This is a genomic window from Nonomuraea sp. NPDC050540 (assembly GCF_044457485.1).
Lineage (GTDB): Bacteria > Actinomycetota > Actinomycetes > Streptosporangiales > Streptosporangiaceae > Nonomuraea.
Map to the genome: position 1 here is coordinate 101,134 of NZ_JBITHA010000013.1, position 14,995 is coordinate 116,128.

A 14,995-nucleotide genomic window follows, 5' to 3' on the forward strand; every position below is an offset into this window, starting at 1 on the left:
CCTGCTCCCTCACCCCGCCACCACCACCTAAGGAGAAGGAGGTGGTGGTGCTGGTCGAGGGGGAGCCGGTGGTGCGGGCGGAGCTGGAGCGGGGCATGAACACCGCTCGGGCCGGCGTCGCCGCGGCCAACGGAGGCGCCGTCCCGCCCGACCGGTTGCGGGCCGAGGGGCTGGCGCTGGCCGTACAGGACAAGGTGCTGCGGTTGTGGGCGCGTGAGGAAGGCCTGCTCGCCGATGTCAGCGAGGCGGGTTTCGCGGCGGCGCTGGCGGCGGAGAACCGCCGCCGCGAACAGGCCCGCGCGTCCGGCCGCCCGCTGCCCGGTGTGCCGTCCTACGACGAGTACACCTTCGCCGGCCTGCGGGCCGCCGAGCTCAGGAAGGCGCTGGCCGACCGCCTGGACCTGCCGCGCGAGCGGGTCCGCGCCCACTACGACGAGCTGGTGAAGGACCTCACGGGCGAGCCGCCCACGTTCGCGGAGTCCGAGCAGCGGGTACGGCTCTCGCTCGCCGACCGCGAAGTCACCAAAGAACTCGCCAAACGCCTACAAACCGCCCAAGTGACCCAGCCGTCGCGCAAGGTGCAATGAACTGCTCGTACCATCGGTTTCAGGGCTATGGGGTATTGGTTCGAGCACAGCATCGTTGCGACGGGGCGGCTACCGCTGTTCTGTTTCTTCGTCGCGCTCATCGGCGCCTTCGTTTTCGTGCGCATCAACGTCCGGCTGATCCGAGCCAAGATCGGATGGTTCCGCAACGTCAGCGTCGGCGAGATGCACATCCACCACGTGGTGTTCGGGGTCGTGCTGATGCTGATCGGCGGCGTCACCGGGCTGGTCGTGGCGACGGCGTCGCAGCTGTGGTTCGCGGTGGCGGCCTCGATCTTCGGGGTGGGTTCGGCGCTGGTGCTGGACGAGTTCGCGCTGATCCTGCACCTGCACGACGTGTACTGGGAGGAAGAGGGACGAACCTCCGTCGACGCCGTCTTCATCGCGATCGCCGTGACCGGACTGCTGCTGATCGGGCTTCGGCCTCTGGTCGTGGACCTCTGGGGCCTCGCCGACACCACGCTGGTGATCGTCTGCAACCTCGTGCTCGCGGTGGTGACCCTGCTCAAGGGCAAGATCTGGACGGGTCTCGTGGGCCTGTTCGTCCCGCTCGTCCTGGTCGTCAGCGCGGTACGGCTGGCGCGTCCCGGCTCCCCGTGGGCGCACTGGTTCTTCGCCGGGCGCAACCCGCGCAAGCTCGCCAGGGCCATCCACCGGGAGGACCGCTGGCGCCGTCCGGTGATCCGCGCGAAGATCGCGTTCCAGGAGTTCGTCTCGGGACGGCACGACCTCCCCTCCACCAGGAAGCGCCGAGGACAGGTGTGACCCCGGCTAGTAGCCGGTGGGCGCGGGCCAGTGGCGTTCGACTCCGGCGGCGTCCAGGCCGGCGGTGAAGTCGGCCAGGTGCGTCTGGTTCTCTCCGACCTCGTGCGGTTCGGTGCCTCGGCGCAGGCAGTACGCGGCGAGATGCCCGGCGGCCTCACCGATGTTCCACTCCACGGGATGCAGCCGGAAGCAGCCGTTGGAGATGTGGGTCGTGCCGAGGTTCTTGGCGGCGGGCAGCAGGTTGCGCATCCTGACCGGCAGCAGCGCGCCCAGGGGGATCTCGAAGGGCACGCTGGCGATGTCGATGTAGTTGTCGCCTCCGGTCGAGGGGTGCAGGTCGATGCGGTACGCGCCGACGCCGACCGAGTCGTGGTGGCGTAGCGCGCCCCGTTCGCCGACGATGGCGCGCGAGACGTGGTGCTCGGTCACGGTGGTGCGGGCGCGGATGCGCCGCGACTCCCGGACATAGGCGGACTTGGCCAGGCCGTCCGCGGTGCCGACGACGTCGTGGCGGAGCCGGAGCCCGGGGAAGCCGGTGCCGCCGTCGAGCCGGGGCGCCTCGGTCTGCAACCAGTAGAGCAGGGACAACGACAGCTGCTTCGCCTCCGCGTGGGCACGCGCGGCCGTGCCGGGGTCGACCTCGATGATCGGCTTGAGCCAGTAGTCGTTGAGCGGCCAGTTGACCAGCGTGATGTCGGAGGCGGCGAAACCGGGATCGAACAGGTCGCGGGCGAGGATCCGGCGGAACATCCACAGGTCCTTGTCCCCCGACTGGGCGCTCTGGTCGGCGAGCACCCCGCGCGGGTCGCCCGCCGGGTTGGGGTCGAACCAGCGGTCCTCCGGCTCCAGGGTGCGCGGGTCGGGCGCGCAGAAGCCCAGCAGCGGGCCGGGCCAGAAGTCCGGCCGGTAGTCGCGCCAGAACGCGTAGTCCGCCGGGCGGTCGATGACATGGTTCTCGCCGTCGTGGTGGGACACGGCGAAGCAGTACGTGATGCCCTGCATGTTCAGCGGCTGGTGCTCGTCCGGCGCGTGCGGCTCGTCGTGCTCGCGCCCGGCCTCGGCGCCCGTGACGTATTCGGTCTTGGCCAGCGGCAGCAGTTCACCGGTCTCGGTCGCGTCGAGGACGTACGCGGCGGTGACGGTGAGCGAGTCGCCCGAGCGGGTGTCCCGTAGCGTGACGGCCGTGACGCGGTCGCCGTCCACGTCCACGTCGAGAGGACGGTGTTCGAGCAGGACGCGCAGCCGCCCGGCGGACTGGTGCGGGGCGAGCATGGCCCGCAGTACGGCCAGCGATACGCCCGGCTCGTGGCACAGTTTGCTGACATATCCGGCGCCCGGGTTGAGGTGCCGCCAGTCGCGCGCGCCGCCGGTCATCGGGTACCACTGCCGGTAGTGGTCGCGGATCGAGGCGCGCAGGTCGCGATAGCTGGCGGTGGCGCCGTAACTCTCGATCCAGGGGTGTTCGTCCGGTGGCACGGCCTGCGCGGTGAGCTGCCCGCCGATCCAGTCGCTCTCCTCGGTGAGAACGACGTTCTGCCCGGCGCGGCAGGCGGCCAGGGCCGCGGCGACGCCGCCGAGCCCACCGCCGACAACAAGGATGTCTGTTCTGATTTCGGGCATGGTGCGGCCTTCCAAAAGGGGTAGAAGGGGTGTCAGCGCGGGGACGTCGCGGTCTGGCCGGGCTCAAGCGCGCAGGCCAGGAGCTGGTGCCGGGAGACGTCCTGGTCTCCCGCGATGAGCTGGGCGAGCAGTCTGACGGCCGCCGCGCCCATCTCACGACGCGGTACGGCGAAGCCGGTGAGCCCGCCGGGACCGGCGGAGGGGTCGCCGAGCGTGGCCAGAGACAGGTCGTCGGGGAACCGGTACCCCGCTTCGCGCGCCGCGGCCAGCAGCGCGAGGTGGGCGGCGTCGGTGTCGGTGGCCTCGGTGACGATCGCGGTGATGCCCTGGTCGTGCCAGGTCCGCAGCCGGTCGGCGGTCAGGTCGGCGCCGTCCGTGCGCACCACCGTGGCCGGCAGCCCGCACGCGTCCATGCCGGCGCGGAAGCCCGTCTCCCTGTCGATCGAGGTGATCGCCTCGTCGGGTTCGCGCACGTACAGGATGCGCTCGTGGCCGAGCCCGGCCAGGTGCCGCACCACGGCCGCGCTCGCCGACACGTAGTCGGCGCCGATGTAGGGCAGGCGGTCGCCGAAGTCGTCGTGCCGCCCTATGTAGACGATCGGCAGGTTGGTGGCCAGCAGGCGGTCCATCTCCGGCACGGGCAGGTGCCGGCCGAGGAACAGGCAGCCGTCGGCCAGGCGTACCCGGTTGAGCACCTGGGCGTGCGGGCGCTCGCCGGTGATGCTGGAGGCTATGAACATCAGCAGGTCGTAGCCCTGGACCGCCGACTCCTCCTCGATGCCCACCAGGAACGGGTAGTAGGCGTGGGACATCTCGGTGGGGAAGGTCGAGGTGAAGGTGTAGAGGCCGAGGAGGTTGTTCTGCCCGGCGGCCAGGCGGGTGGCGATCGGGTCGGGCACGTAGCCGAGCCGCTCGGCGGCCTCCATGACCTTGCGCTGGGTCTCCTCGGCGATGCCGACGGCGGCGGCGCCGCCGTTCAGGATCAGCGACACGGTCGGCTGTGAGACGCCGGCCAGCCGAGCGATGTCCGCCTGACGAGGGCGACCGCTCGATCTCATGACATACCCCCCAAGAAATAGTAGATCACGGAGCCTCGATCCCGCCGTCGGGTCGCCGGACCTGCGCGGCCCATCGCTCGTGCAGATGCGTCTTCGGCGGATGGCGCAGGGCGGCCCGCTCGTCGAGGTCGATGCCCCAGCCGGGCCGGTCCGACGGCGTCAGGTACCCGTTGACCGTCCTGAGCGTTCCCGGGAACACCTCGTGCACCGTCTCCGGGTAGACGTGCGCCTCCTGGATCCCGAACGCCGGGCTGGTCACGTCGAGGGTGACGTTGGCCGCCGCGCCCACGGGCGACACGTCCGGCGGCCCGTGCCAGGCGGTGCGCACCCCGCTCAGCTCGCAGAGCGCCGCGAGCTTGCGCGCCGGGGTCAGCCCGCCGACCGTCGAGACGTGCAGGCGCAGGTAGTCGACGCCGCCGGAGGTGATGAGGCGCGCAGCGCCGGTCACCGAGGAGACGAGCTCTCCCGACGCGATCGGCATCGGCGCGGCCGCGCGCACCTCGGGCAGCCGGTCGAAGTGCTCGGGCGCGAGCGGGTCCTCCAGGAAGAACAGCCGGTACGGCTCCAGCGAGCGTGCCAGCACCACCGCCTCCTTCGGCGTCAGCCGGTTGTGCGCGTCGTGCAGCAGGCCGAGTTCCTCGCCCAGGACCGAACGGGCGCGCTCGAAGAAGCGGGGCGTGTCGCGCAGGTACCGGCCGACGTCCCAGCCGTCCGGATGGGGGCTGCCCGGGTATCCGCCTGGCGTGCCGGTGCCTCCGTAGGTGCCGATCCCGGGGCCGCCGAACTGCAGGCGCACATACCGGTAGCCCTGCTCGGCGAGCGCCGCGGCCCGCTCGATCGACTCCTCCACCTCGCCGCCCCTGGCGCCGGTGTAGACGGCGGCGGCCGTACGGACCCGGCCGCCCAGGAGTTCGTAGACCGGGACGCCGAACCGTTTGCCCGCGATGTCCCAGAGCGCCTGGTCGATGCCGGACAGCGCGTTGTTGTGCACGGGCCCGCCACGCCAGTACGACGAGTAGTGCAGCATGCGCCAGATGTCCTCGATGTCGGCCGGATGCCGCCCGATGACCATGGGCGCGACGTGCTGCTCGATCGCGGCCACCACGGCGTGGAAGCGCTGGGTGAAGGTGGCGCAGCCCAGGCCGTACAAACCGGGCTCGGAGGTGTCGACGCGGACGACGACGAGAGGTACGCCGCCGGGAGCGGTGACGATCGTGCGTACACCGGTGACGCGCAGCCCGTCCCCGGCCGGCCACGGCGCCTGTGTCTCCGGCATGATCATGGAAGAAGCTCCTCGGCGGTGAATCCAAGCACCCGTCTGGCGGGTTCCAGGTCGATGGCCACGGTTCTGCCGGGCAGCTCCGCCCGGCACGGGACGCCGGGGTGGTGGGCCGCGATCAGCTCTCGCGTGGGAGTGGACATGAGCGTCTCCGGGGCGGCGAGGTAGAAGGCGGGCGCGCCCTCCAGCGGGGCGGTCAGCCCGAGCAGGCAGGCGCGGGCGGCGTCGCGCAGGTCCAGATAGCTCCACAGGTCCGCCGCCCCCGCCGCCGGGTTCCCGGCCAGCATCGCGGCGCGCGCGGCCAGCCTGGCCCGGTCGCCGAGGAACGGGAAACGCAGCGCGGCGACGGTCATGCCGTGCCGCCGTCCCATCATCGCCGCGGTGGCCTCGTCCACCTGCTTGGACAGCGCGTAGGGGTCCTCGATCAGCGGCGGCACGTGCACGTCGAGCGGCAGGTACGCCGGGCTCTGGCGCGATCCGGCGAACGGCAGCCCGGTGATCGACAGGCTGCTGGCGATGACCGCCCGCCGTACCCCTTGCTCGCCCGCCTCGTTCAGCACCACGAACGTGGCCTGAGTGTTGGCGGCGAACACCACCTCGGGCGCGGCGACCTCGGGAGAGGCGAGCGCCGCGGTGTGCACGACGGCGTCGGCCCCCTCCAGCGCCGCGCGCACGGCGGCGGGGTCGCGCGCGTCACCCACGACCACCCGCTCGGCCGCGATCGGGCCGGGGTCCCGCTCGACGAGCGCGGTCACGTGATGTTCCGCCAGCTCCGCGAGTACGGCGGAGCCGAGCCGGCCGGCCGCGCCGGTGACCAGAACCCTCATCCCTTCAGCCCGGTGAAGGCGATGCCGCGGATGATCTGCCGCTGGAAGACCAGGAACACCACGACGGGCGGGATGATGGCGATCAGCATTCCGGCGATCAGCAGGGCCTGGTCCGAGGTGTCGGCCAGCCGGGGGAGCGCCACGGCCAGCGGCTGGCTCTCGGTGTCGGTGATGGCGATCATGGGCCAGAGGAAGTCCTTCCACGCGTTCATGACGGCCAGCAGGGAGACCACGGCCAGGATCGGGCGGGACATGGGCAGCACCACGCTGGTGAAGATCCGCCACGGCCCGGCGCCGTCGAGGCGGGCGGCCTCGAACAGCTCGCGGGGGATGCCGTCGAAGAACTGCTTGACCAGCAGGACGTTGAAGGCGTGCGCGCCGGCGGGCAGCCACACCGACAGCGGGGTGTTGGCGATGCCCAGGTCGAGGACGGTCAGGTAGAGGGAGACCATCGAGACCGTGGCGGGCAGGAACAGGGTGGCCAGGACCGCGCCGTAGACGTACTTGCCGTAGGAGGGCCGCAGGATCGACAGCGCGTACGCCCCGGTCGCCGCGACGAACAGCTGCGTGAACCAGGAGCCCGCGACGAGCACGACGGTGTTGGTCAGGTAGTGGCCGACCTCCAGCGTCGTCCACGCCTCCGCCAGGTTCGACCAGCGAGCCTCGGCGGGCCACAGGGCCAGCGGATCGCGCAGCGACTCCTGGGTGGAGGAGATCGCGCCCTTGAAGATCCAGTAGATCGGGCCCGCGCCTTCGAGCAGAAGGGCGACGATCAGCAGCACCTGGATGGTGGACAGCCGCCCACGCAGGCTGCGCCGTTCCGCCTCCGAGATCACTTGGTCCCCCAGGTTCTGGTCAGCCGCAGGTACACGGCGGACAGCAGGGCCAGCACCACGGCCAGGCTCACGCTCAGCGCCGCGGCGGCGCCGTAGTCGCCGTTGACGAACGCGTATCTGTAGATCAGTAGCAGCACCGTGACCGTCGAGTCCTCGGGCCCGCCGTCGGTCAGCACGAACGGCTCGGTGAACACCTGGAAGGTGTTGATCACCTGCAGGAGCAGCATGATCAGCAGGATGGGCCGCAGCTGCGGCAGCGTCACGTGCCATATCCTGCGCGGGATCGAGGCCCCGTCCAGCTGGGCGGCCTCGTACAGCTCGACCGGCACGCTCGACAGCGCGGCCAGATAGATGAGCACGGCGCCACCCGCGCCCGCCCAGGTCGCCTCCAGGACAAGGCTCGGCATCGCCATGCTCGTGGACTGCAGCCACGGGTACGGCCCGAGCCCGACCAGCCCGAGCAACTGGTTGAACAGCCCGGAGTCCGGGTCGTAGAACCACTTCCACATCAGGACGGCCACCACCGGCGGCACCACCACCGGCAGGTAGACCAGCACCCGCATGAGGCCGGAGCCGCGGCGCAGCTCCGACATCAGCACCGCGAGGACGATCGGCACCGGGAAGCCGATCACCAGGGCCAGACCGGTGAACAGCAGCGTGTTGCCCGCCGCCGTGCCCAGCAGCGGGTCGGCCAGCAGGGTGCGGAAGTTGTCCAGACCGGCGAACGCCGCCGCCTCGACCAGGTTGGTCCGCTGGAATCCGAGCACCACGCTGCGGACGATCGGCCACCAGGAGAAGAGGCCGAACACCAGCACCGTCGGGATGAGGAACAGCGCCGCCGCGAGGCCAGGACGCCGGGTCACTGTGCTTTCTCGAGCAGGGGCGCGACCCGCGCCGCCGCCTTGGTCAGCTCGTCGCGGGGGTCGGCGTCCTTGCGGGTCAGCACGGCCTGCACGGCGGTGTCGAGCGCGCCGTACAGGTCCTGGGCGGCGACCGGGGGCTCCACCAGGTACTCCAGTTTGTCGGTGTCCCTCACGTAGGGGGTGAAGTTGGACACCGGGATGTTGGAGTGCTTGGCGATCGCGGCGTTCACCGGACCGGACACCGTGGTTCCGTAGAAGGGCAGTGTGGGCAGGCCGACGGCCAGCTTGTCCGCCGCGTTGGCGACGGCCAGCTGCTCGGCCGCCGCCGGGTCGTAGTTGGGCTTCAGGTAGTAGTAGTCGATCCACTTCACCGCGGCGGCGCGCTGTTCGGGGGTCGCCTTGGCGTTGACCGCCGCCACCAGGCCGCCCAGCAGCGTCGCCTTCGCTCCGGCCTGCTGGGGCAGTGCCGTGATGCCGAAGTCGTCCGGCTTGCCGGAGTACAGGGTGGTGTAGCGGTTGTAGCTGTTGACGGTGCCGATCATCATGCCGATCTTGCCCGCCGCGAAGTCGCGCTCGGCGTCCTGCTGGGTACGCAGCTGGTTGGCGCCCATGGAGTCGTCCTGCCAGCGCATCGCGGCCAGGTGGCGCAGCGCCTGCTCGGCCGGGCCGTCCAGGAGCGACGGGACGTACTTGTCGCCCTCCTTCTTCTCCATCTGGCCGCCGAAGGAGTAGGTCATCGCGGTGAGGATCCAGCCGCCGGTGTTCTTGACCGTCATCTGGGTGTAGCCCGCGACGCCGGAGCCGGCGAGCTTCTTCGCCGCCGTCCTGACCTCGTCCCACGTGGCGGGCGGCTTGTCCGGGTCCAGCCCGGCCTTGGTGAACAGGGCGCGGTTGTAGACCAGGCCCAGCGCGTACTCGGTGACGGGCAGGCCGTAGATCTTTCCGTCGGCGCCGGTCGCGGGGGCCAGCGCGCGGGGGTCGAAGTCGGTCGCGTGCGGCAGGGTCTTGATCTCGGCGCTGAGATCGGCGATCTGCCGGCGGGCGATGAGTCCGGGCGGCTCGGTCAGCGGTACGGTCAGCACCGTCTCGGCGTTGCCTCCGGCCAGCCTGGTCGCGAACGTCCTGGCGTCCCACTGCGTGTCGGTCGGCTTGAGCTTGATGTCGGGGTTGGCCTTCTCGAACGCGGCGACCGCGTCCAGGAACTGCTTGCGGGTCTTCGCCGCGGTCGTGGGGGGCATGCCCGCCACGGTGATCGTGGTCTTGCCCGGGTCGCCTTCCGTGGTGCCGGACGAGCAGCCTGACGTCGCGGCGGCGAGCACGAGCGCTCCGGCCATCCCCAGACGCCACCTCGTGGAGACATCCATGGGCAACTTCCCTTCGCCTAATGCGTATTAGGCGGCATCTAAGCCGGTATCGCGGGCAGATGTCAAACGCTTGACACCCGGGTTACGGCAGGAGTACACCTCTCACCTAATTCGCATTAGGTGACTGGAAGGGATCCTCATGGCCGACATCCCCCGACGCCGATTCCTCGGCGGAGCCGTTGCCGCAGGGCTCGCAGGAGCCCTGCTTCCCGCGACCGCGGCCGAGGCCGGCACCCCGTCGATCGCCGCCGACGGCATCACGCTCGCCGCCGCGGCCGACGGCACGATCACCGTCAAGGACGGCGCCGGCGTCGAACGGATCCGGCTCACCGGATTCATGGCGAAGGACTCCGTCGCCGGCATCCAGCGAACCACCGGCGGTACCGCGTCGCTCGTCACACTCCCGGACGGCGCCCAGGCCATCCAGGTCGACTACACCCTTCCCGCCGCGGCGCAGGGGATCACCGTCCGCGGCGTCTTCCGCGTCGCGCCGAACCGGGCGCGATTGCGCTGGGAGGTCACGGGCCCGGCCACCCTGATCCCGGCCGGCTTCATGTTCGGCCGTACGGTCATCGCGCCCACCGAGCCCGAGTCGTTCACGGCGCTCACCCGATGGAACCGCGACGCCGGAGGCGGCGTGCCCTACGAGACCAACGCCGGGGTCGTCTACCAGGAGACCTGGGCCGGCACCCGCGGCTACTTCCGGCTCGGCGGCACCACCCCGGCCTGGACCAACGCCACCTGGATTCACGCGCCGGGCACGGTAGCGGCCGGCGGGGCGGTGACGGAGGCCGATCTGGCGCTCGGCTCGATCCGGCCGGCGGCGGGCGGCACCATGGGCGCGGGACTGCCGCTGGGCGTGGAGGTCTGGACCGACCAGCCCTTCAGCCTGTGGGACGGTGGCGGCCAGCCCATGGCCCTGCACGCGGAGGTGGCCAACGGCGGCAGCGCCGCGCGTACCGTGAAGCTGTCGTGGTGGGCCCGTGACTTCGACGGCCGGACGCTCGGCTCGGGCAGCGTCACCGGCACCGTCGCCGCCGGATCGGCGTGGAAGCAGACGTTCACCGTCACCTCCCCGTCGCACGGGATCGTGTTCACCGAGGTGAAGGCCACCGCCGGCGCCGACAGCGCGTTCGCCCGCACCAACCTCACCGTGCTGCCGCCGTACACCTACCGGGCGGGCGCCGACAGCATGTTCGGCATCGCCAACTACCCCTGGCTGCTCAAGCCCGACGCGGCCGCGGTCGTCGGCCTGATGCGGCGCATCGGCATCAAGCGGGTGCGCATCTCCTACGACGGCGGGCCCGGCCTGCCGCCCGCCACCCTGGACGCCGCGGGGATCGAGCACAACATCGAGCTCGCGGGCATCCCCCTCGGCGGCACCCCCGCCCAGGTCGCCGCCTGGGCCGACACCAACACCCAGAAGGCGATCGGCTCACGGGCCGACTACTTCGAGGTCGCCAACGAGGTGAACAAGCCGTGGATGAGCGGGGAGACCGCCGCCGCGTACGTGCGGGACGGCTTACGTCCGGTCCGCGAGCGCCTGACCGCCGCCGGCGCGCCGACCAAGGTGCTCAACGCGGGCCTGGCCGGCATGGACTACGTCTGGACCAAGAACTTCCGCGACGCCGGCGGCTGGGACCTCATCGACGGTTTCGCCTTCCACCCCGGCCGGGGCAACTTCACCCCCGACTACGCTCCGCCGCCGGAGGAGTGGACGCAGGGGAACAACGGCTCGTACTGGAACTTCCTCGGAAGCCTGCGCAAGGCCCGCGAGGTGATCGCCGACTACGGCGACAAGGAGCTGTGGCTGACCGAGGCCTACGCCTGCACCAAGCCGAACAGCTGGTGGCACGACACCTACCGGCAGGCCGCCGAGAACGTCCTGCTCACCCTCGCGCTGGCCATGGCCGAGGGGGTGAGCTGCGTGAACTGGTACCAGCTGCACGACAGCGTCCTCGGCAAGCCGCAGATGGCCGACCCGGCCAACCCCGAGTACCACTTCGGGCTCATGAACCGCGACACCAGCGCCAAACCCTCGATGCTCGCCTACGCCACCGCGGCCAAGGTCCTGGACCAGGCGACGTTCACCCGCCGGCTGACCTTCGCCGACCCCGACCTCAAGGGGCTCCTGTTCAGCACCCCGGAGGGGCCGGTCTCGATCCTGTGGAGCCGCAAGGACGGCTATCTGCTCAACACCGACCACGAGCCCGGCTCGGGGTGGTTCGCCGCGCCGGAACCGTGGATCGACGGCTGGCCGACCAAGACCGACGTGCACGTGGCCGCGGCCGGCGGCCCCGTCAGAGTGCTGGACTGCATCGGCAGGGAGCGACGGCTCACCCCGTGCGACGGCAAGGTCAAGATCCGGCTGGACGGCGCGCCACGCGTCTACTACGGCCTGACCGAACACATCGATGTTCGTTAGAACACAAATATGGTAGAAATGAGGGCATGAGCCGCCTGGATCTGACCCTGCGGCTGGTGCAGGGCACCGGCCGCGTCTCCGTCGCGGAGCTGTCCCGGCGCCTGGGCGTCTCGGAGATGACCGTCCGCCGGGATCTGGACGCGCTGGAAAGCCGTGGTCTGATACGCCGGGTGCGCGGCGGAGCCGTCCCCTCCCGCCTTCCGGAGGAGGGGGCCGGCTTCGACACGCGGCAGTCGTGGCAGGCGGCGACGAAGGACCGGCTGGCGGCGGCCACGGCCGCGATGGTCCCGCCGGGTTCACACGTGCTCCTGGACGCGGGGACGACCACCGCCCACCTCGCCGAGCACCTGGCGGCCCGCGCCCCGCTGACCGTGACGGTGCTCAGCCTTCAGGCGGCCGCGCTCCTGGCCGACCGGCCGGGGATCGAGCTGCTGATCGCCGGCGGCCGGTCCCGGCCGGGTGAACGGTCCCTGGTCGGGCCGCTGGCCCTGCGCACCCTGCAGTCCCTGGCCTTCGACCTCTTCGTCATGTCCATCGGCGGGGTGCACGCCGAGCACGGCTGGTCGGAGTTCTCCGTGGACGACGCCGCCGTCAAGCAGTGCGGGCTGGCCCAGGCCACGAGGACGATCGCCGTCGCGGACGCGACCAAGCTCGGCGTGCGCGCCTTCAGCCAGGTCGCCCCGCTCGGCGCCGTGGAGCGCTTCGTCACCGACGCCGCCGCGCAGGACACCGCCACTCATCCTGGAGGCCCGCGGACGCTGTCAGCGTTGCGGGAGGCCGGTGTCGACACCGTCCTGATCTGAGAAGGAGACCACCCTGTGAGCCCGCTGATGATCCTCGTGGCCGGACCCTACCGATCGGGCACGGGGGACGACCCCGCCAAACTTCAGGCGAACGTCGACGCCATGAACGAGGTCGCCCTGAAGCTGTTCCGCGCCGGTCACCTGCCGGTCACCGGCGAGGCCCTGGCCCTGCCGCTGCTGGAGACCGCGGGAAGCACCCGGGTGGGTGACGCGCTGTATGACGAGATCTTCCATCCCGTCGCCGAACGGCTGCTGGCCCGCTGCGACGCGGTGCTCCGCATCGGCGGCCCCTCCGCCGGAGCCGACCACATGGTCAGCGTCGCCAGGGAACTGGGCAAGGACGTCTACACGCGACCCGACGAGCTGACCGGGTGACGTACCAGGGCGCCGGACTCCATCGCGACCCAGATCCGGCCGTCGGGCCCGGCCGTGAGGCCGTGCGGCTCGGCGCCCTCCAGGGGAAACTCCTCGATCAGGCCCTCGGTCGTGATACGGCCCAGCGTGCCGGAGCCCCACTGCGTGAACCAGAGGGCGCCGTCCCGGCCGGTCACGATGGCGTGGGGCCGGGCGGCGCGATCGGGGAGCGGGAACTCGGTGACCGCGCCGGAGGCGTCGATCCGGCCCACCTGGCCCGCGCCGATCTCCACGAACCACAGCGCCTCGTCCGGACCGGCGCAGATGCCCACCGGGGCGGCGTCCGCCGTGGGCAGCGCGTAATGCGTCACCTTGCCGTCCACGGTGATGCGGCCGATCGCGTTGCCCTGGTTGAGGGTGAACCAGAGCGCGCCGTCCGGCCCTGCCACGATCATCGACGGCATCGCGCCTTCCGCCGCGAGCGGGTAGTGGGTGATCTCGCCGTCCGGGGTGATGCGGCCGATCCGGTCGCCCTGCAGCTGCGTGAACCACATGGCCCCGTCGGGGCCTGATGTGATGCCGTACGGCGAGGCCGCCTCGAAGGCGGCGATCGTGCCGTCAACGGTGACGCGGCCGATCCGGCCGCCGGTGAACTCGGTGAACCACAGCGCGCCGTCGACGCCCGTGGTGATCAACGTGGGCCCGCCGTCGGCGGGGTCGAGCTGGAAGATCGCGGGGGCCTCGCCCGGCATGACCCGCCCGATCCGGCCCTCATGGACCAGCGTGAACCACAGGGCGTCATCGGGGCCGGTGGTGACGCCGTAGGGAGAACCGTCGATCAACATGGGTGGCCTTCCTGAAGGGAGATCTCGGTGCCGGTGTAGCGGTGTCGCAGCGCCCGGTCGTGGGTGACCACCACGAGCGCTCCGCCGTAGCCGTCGAGTGCCTGTTCGAGCTCTTCGACGAGCGTGAGCGAGAGGTGGTTGGTGGGCTCGTCGAGCAGCAGGATCTCCGGCGAAGCCGCCAGAGCGCAGGCCAGACCCAGCCGCGCCTGCTCGCCGCCCGACAGGCTCGACAGCACGCGTGAACGCTCGATCCGTGCCAGGCCGAGCCCGTGGATCGCCTTGTCGACGCGGGCGTCGGCCTCGTAGCCGCCTCTGGCCTCGAAGGCGGTGAGCAGGTCGCCGTACCTGTCCATCTCCTGCGCTTCCGCGGCCTCCCGCATGCCGCGTTCCAGGGCGCGCAGCTCGGTCAGGGCGGCGTCGACGGCCTGCTGGACGGTGTGGTGGCCCGGCAGTCCGAGGGTCTGGCCCAGATAGCCGGCGCCACCGGCCGCCGACACCGTCACCTCGCCGTCGTCCGGCGTCTCCACCCCGGCGATCAGCCGGAGCAGCGTGGACTTGCCGGAACCGTTCTCGCCCACGATCCCCATGCGCTCGCCGGGGCGGACGCTGAAGGTGATCTGGTGGAGTACGCGGCGTTCGCCGTATGCCTTCGAGGCTCCCTTGAGGGTGAGCTGTGTGGTCAGAGTGGCACTCCAATCGCAACTTATATAGCGTTAAAGTAGCACGGCTCGGACGGCTAATGCAACTGGAGTAGACTTTGACGACTGCACGCCCCGGAGGTCGCAGTGCTCGCGTACGCGACGCCGTACGGCAGGCCACGCTCACCGAACTGGCCGAACACGGTTACACCGGGCTGACGGTGGAGAACGTGGCGCTCCGGTCGGGCGTTCACAAGACGACCGTGTACCGCCGGTGGGGAAACGCCGAAGGGCTGATCGCCGACGCGCTGGAGCTCGCGCGGGGGGAGCCGTGGCCGGTGCCCGACACCGGCTCACTCCGCGAGGATCTGCGGGAGATCGCCCGGCTGGTGCGCAGTGGGTTCGCCGACCCGGTGGCCGGGCCGATCGCCGCCGCGTTCGTCGCGGCCGCCGTGCAGAGCGGCGGCGCCGCCCGGTCGCTGCACGACTTCTTCGTGGCCCGCCACGAACAGGCGGCCACGGTGGTCGAGCGAGCCGTCGAGCGCGGCGAGCTTCCACCGGGCACCGACGCCGCCGACGTGGTCAGGATGGCCGTCGCCCCCATCTACTACCGGCTGTTCGTCACCCACGAGCCGGTCACCGAACGCGACGCCGAACGCGCGGCCGACGCCGCCGCCACGGCCGCCCGCGAGGGCGTCATCTAGCCGGGCGTC

At 71.2% G+C, this 14,995-nt stretch carries 15 protein-coding genes; 6 read left to right on the top strand and 9 right to left on the bottom strand.

Annotated elements, in window-relative coordinates; all coding sequences use genetic code 11:
* Nucleotides 1-41 precede the first annotated feature (41 nt).
* On the top strand, nucleotides 42-587 hold the full coding sequence (locus ACIBI5_RS36175) for a hypothetical protein (RefSeq protein ID WP_397253428.1): 546 nt from the start codon (nucleotides 42-44) through the stop codon (nucleotides 585-587).
* Nucleotides 588-614: 27 nt separating this feature from the next.
* Nucleotides 615-1,370, top strand: coding sequence for a hypothetical protein (locus tag ACIBI5_RS36180; RefSeq protein ID WP_397253430.1), 756 nt, complete (start codon nucleotides 615-617; stop codon nucleotides 1,368-1,370).
* Between the two features lie 6 nt (nucleotides 1,371-1,376).
* On the opposite strand, the gene ACIBI5_RS36185 is transcribed toward ACIBI5_RS36180, so the two are convergent.
* From ACIBI5_RS36185 to ACIBI5_RS36215, 7 genes are read right to left on the bottom strand one after another with little or no spacing between them, the layout of a single operon-like run.
* A complete protein-coding gene (locus ACIBI5_RS36185; protein WP_397253432.1) occupies nucleotides 1,377-2,990 on the bottom strand; it encodes an FAD-dependent oxidoreductase in 1,614 nt (537 codons plus the stop codon).
* A gap of 32 nt (nucleotides 2,991-3,022) precedes the next feature.
* Complete coding sequence (locus ACIBI5_RS36190) at nucleotides 3,023-4,048, bottom strand: LacI family DNA-binding transcriptional regulator (protein ID WP_397253434.1); 1,026 nt, start codon at nucleotides 4,046-4,048, stop codon at nucleotides 3,023-3,025.
* A 25-nt stretch (nucleotides 4,049-4,073) separates the two neighbouring features.
* Nucleotides 4,074-5,330, bottom strand: coding sequence for an enolase C-terminal domain-like protein (locus tag ACIBI5_RS36195; protein WP_397253436.1), 1,257 nt, complete (start codon nucleotides 5,328-5,330; stop codon nucleotides 4,074-4,076).
* Complete coding sequence (locus ACIBI5_RS36200) at nucleotides 5,327-6,154, bottom strand: NAD-dependent epimerase/dehydratase family protein (RefSeq protein WP_397253438.1); 828 nt, start codon at nucleotides 6,152-6,154, stop codon at nucleotides 5,327-5,329. The genes ACIBI5_RS36195 and ACIBI5_RS36200 overlap by 4 nt, the downstream gene beginning before the upstream one ends.
* On the bottom strand, nucleotides 6,151-6,990 hold the full coding sequence (locus ACIBI5_RS36205; RefSeq protein WP_397253440.1) for a carbohydrate ABC transporter permease: 840 nt from the start codon (nucleotides 6,988-6,990) through the stop codon (nucleotides 6,151-6,153). The genes ACIBI5_RS36200 and ACIBI5_RS36205 overlap by 4 nt, the downstream gene beginning before the upstream one ends.
* Nucleotides 6,987-7,853, bottom strand: a complete 867-nt coding sequence (locus ACIBI5_RS36210) for a carbohydrate ABC transporter permease (protein ID WP_397253442.1) — start codon at nucleotides 7,851-7,853, stop codon at nucleotides 6,987-6,989. Before ACIBI5_RS36210 ends, ACIBI5_RS36205 begins: the two co-directional genes overlap by 4 nt.
* Entirely contained in the window at nucleotides 7,850-9,217 is a 1,368-nt protein-coding gene (locus ACIBI5_RS36215) for an ABC transporter substrate-binding protein (RefSeq protein ID WP_397253444.1), read from the bottom strand. Before ACIBI5_RS36215 ends, ACIBI5_RS36210 begins: the two co-directional genes overlap by 4 nt.
* A 139-nt stretch (nucleotides 9,218-9,356) precedes the next feature.
* Between ACIBI5_RS36215 and ACIBI5_RS36220 the strand changes: the two genes are divergently transcribed.
* Genes ACIBI5_RS36220 through ACIBI5_RS36230 form a run of 3 tightly spaced genes read left to right on the top strand, consistent with a single transcriptional unit; the run spans nucleotide 9,357 to nucleotide 12,820 of the window.
* Complete coding sequence (locus tag ACIBI5_RS36220; protein WP_397253445.1) at nucleotides 9,357-11,642, top strand: hypothetical protein; 2,286 nt, start codon at nucleotides 9,357-9,359, stop codon at nucleotides 11,640-11,642.
* 26 nt (nucleotides 11,643-11,668) lie between these two features.
* Nucleotides 11,669-12,445 carry a DeoR/GlpR family DNA-binding transcription regulator gene (locus ACIBI5_RS36225; RefSeq protein WP_397253447.1) on the top strand — a complete coding sequence of 259 codons (777 nt, stop codon included), beginning with the start codon at nucleotides 11,669-11,671 and terminating at the stop codon, nucleotides 12,443-12,445.
* A gap of 15 nt (nucleotides 12,446-12,460) precedes the next feature.
* A complete protein-coding gene (locus ACIBI5_RS36230) occupies nucleotides 12,461-12,820 on the top strand; it encodes a hypothetical protein (protein WP_397253448.1) in 360 nt (119 codons plus the stop codon).
* Here the strand turns inward: ACIBI5_RS36230 and ACIBI5_RS36235 are convergent.
* Complete coding sequence (locus ACIBI5_RS36235) at nucleotides 12,790-13,644, bottom strand: virginiamycin B lyase (RefSeq protein WP_397253450.1); 855 nt, start codon at nucleotides 13,642-13,644, stop codon at nucleotides 12,790-12,792. The genes ACIBI5_RS36230 and ACIBI5_RS36235 overlap by 31 nt on opposite strands.
* A complete protein-coding gene (locus ACIBI5_RS36240) occupies nucleotides 13,638-14,351 on the bottom strand; it encodes an ATP-binding cassette domain-containing protein (protein ID WP_397253739.1) in 714 nt (237 codons plus the stop codon). Before ACIBI5_RS36240 ends, ACIBI5_RS36235 begins: the two co-directional genes overlap by 7 nt.
* Before the next feature lie 50 nt (nucleotides 14,352-14,401).
* Between ACIBI5_RS36240 and ACIBI5_RS36245 the strand changes: the two genes are divergently transcribed.
* Complete coding sequence (locus tag ACIBI5_RS36245; protein ID WP_397253452.1) at nucleotides 14,402-14,986, top strand: TetR/AcrR family transcriptional regulator; 585 nt, start codon at nucleotides 14,402-14,404, stop codon at nucleotides 14,984-14,986.
* Nucleotides 14,987-14,995: the final 9 nt, after the last annotated feature.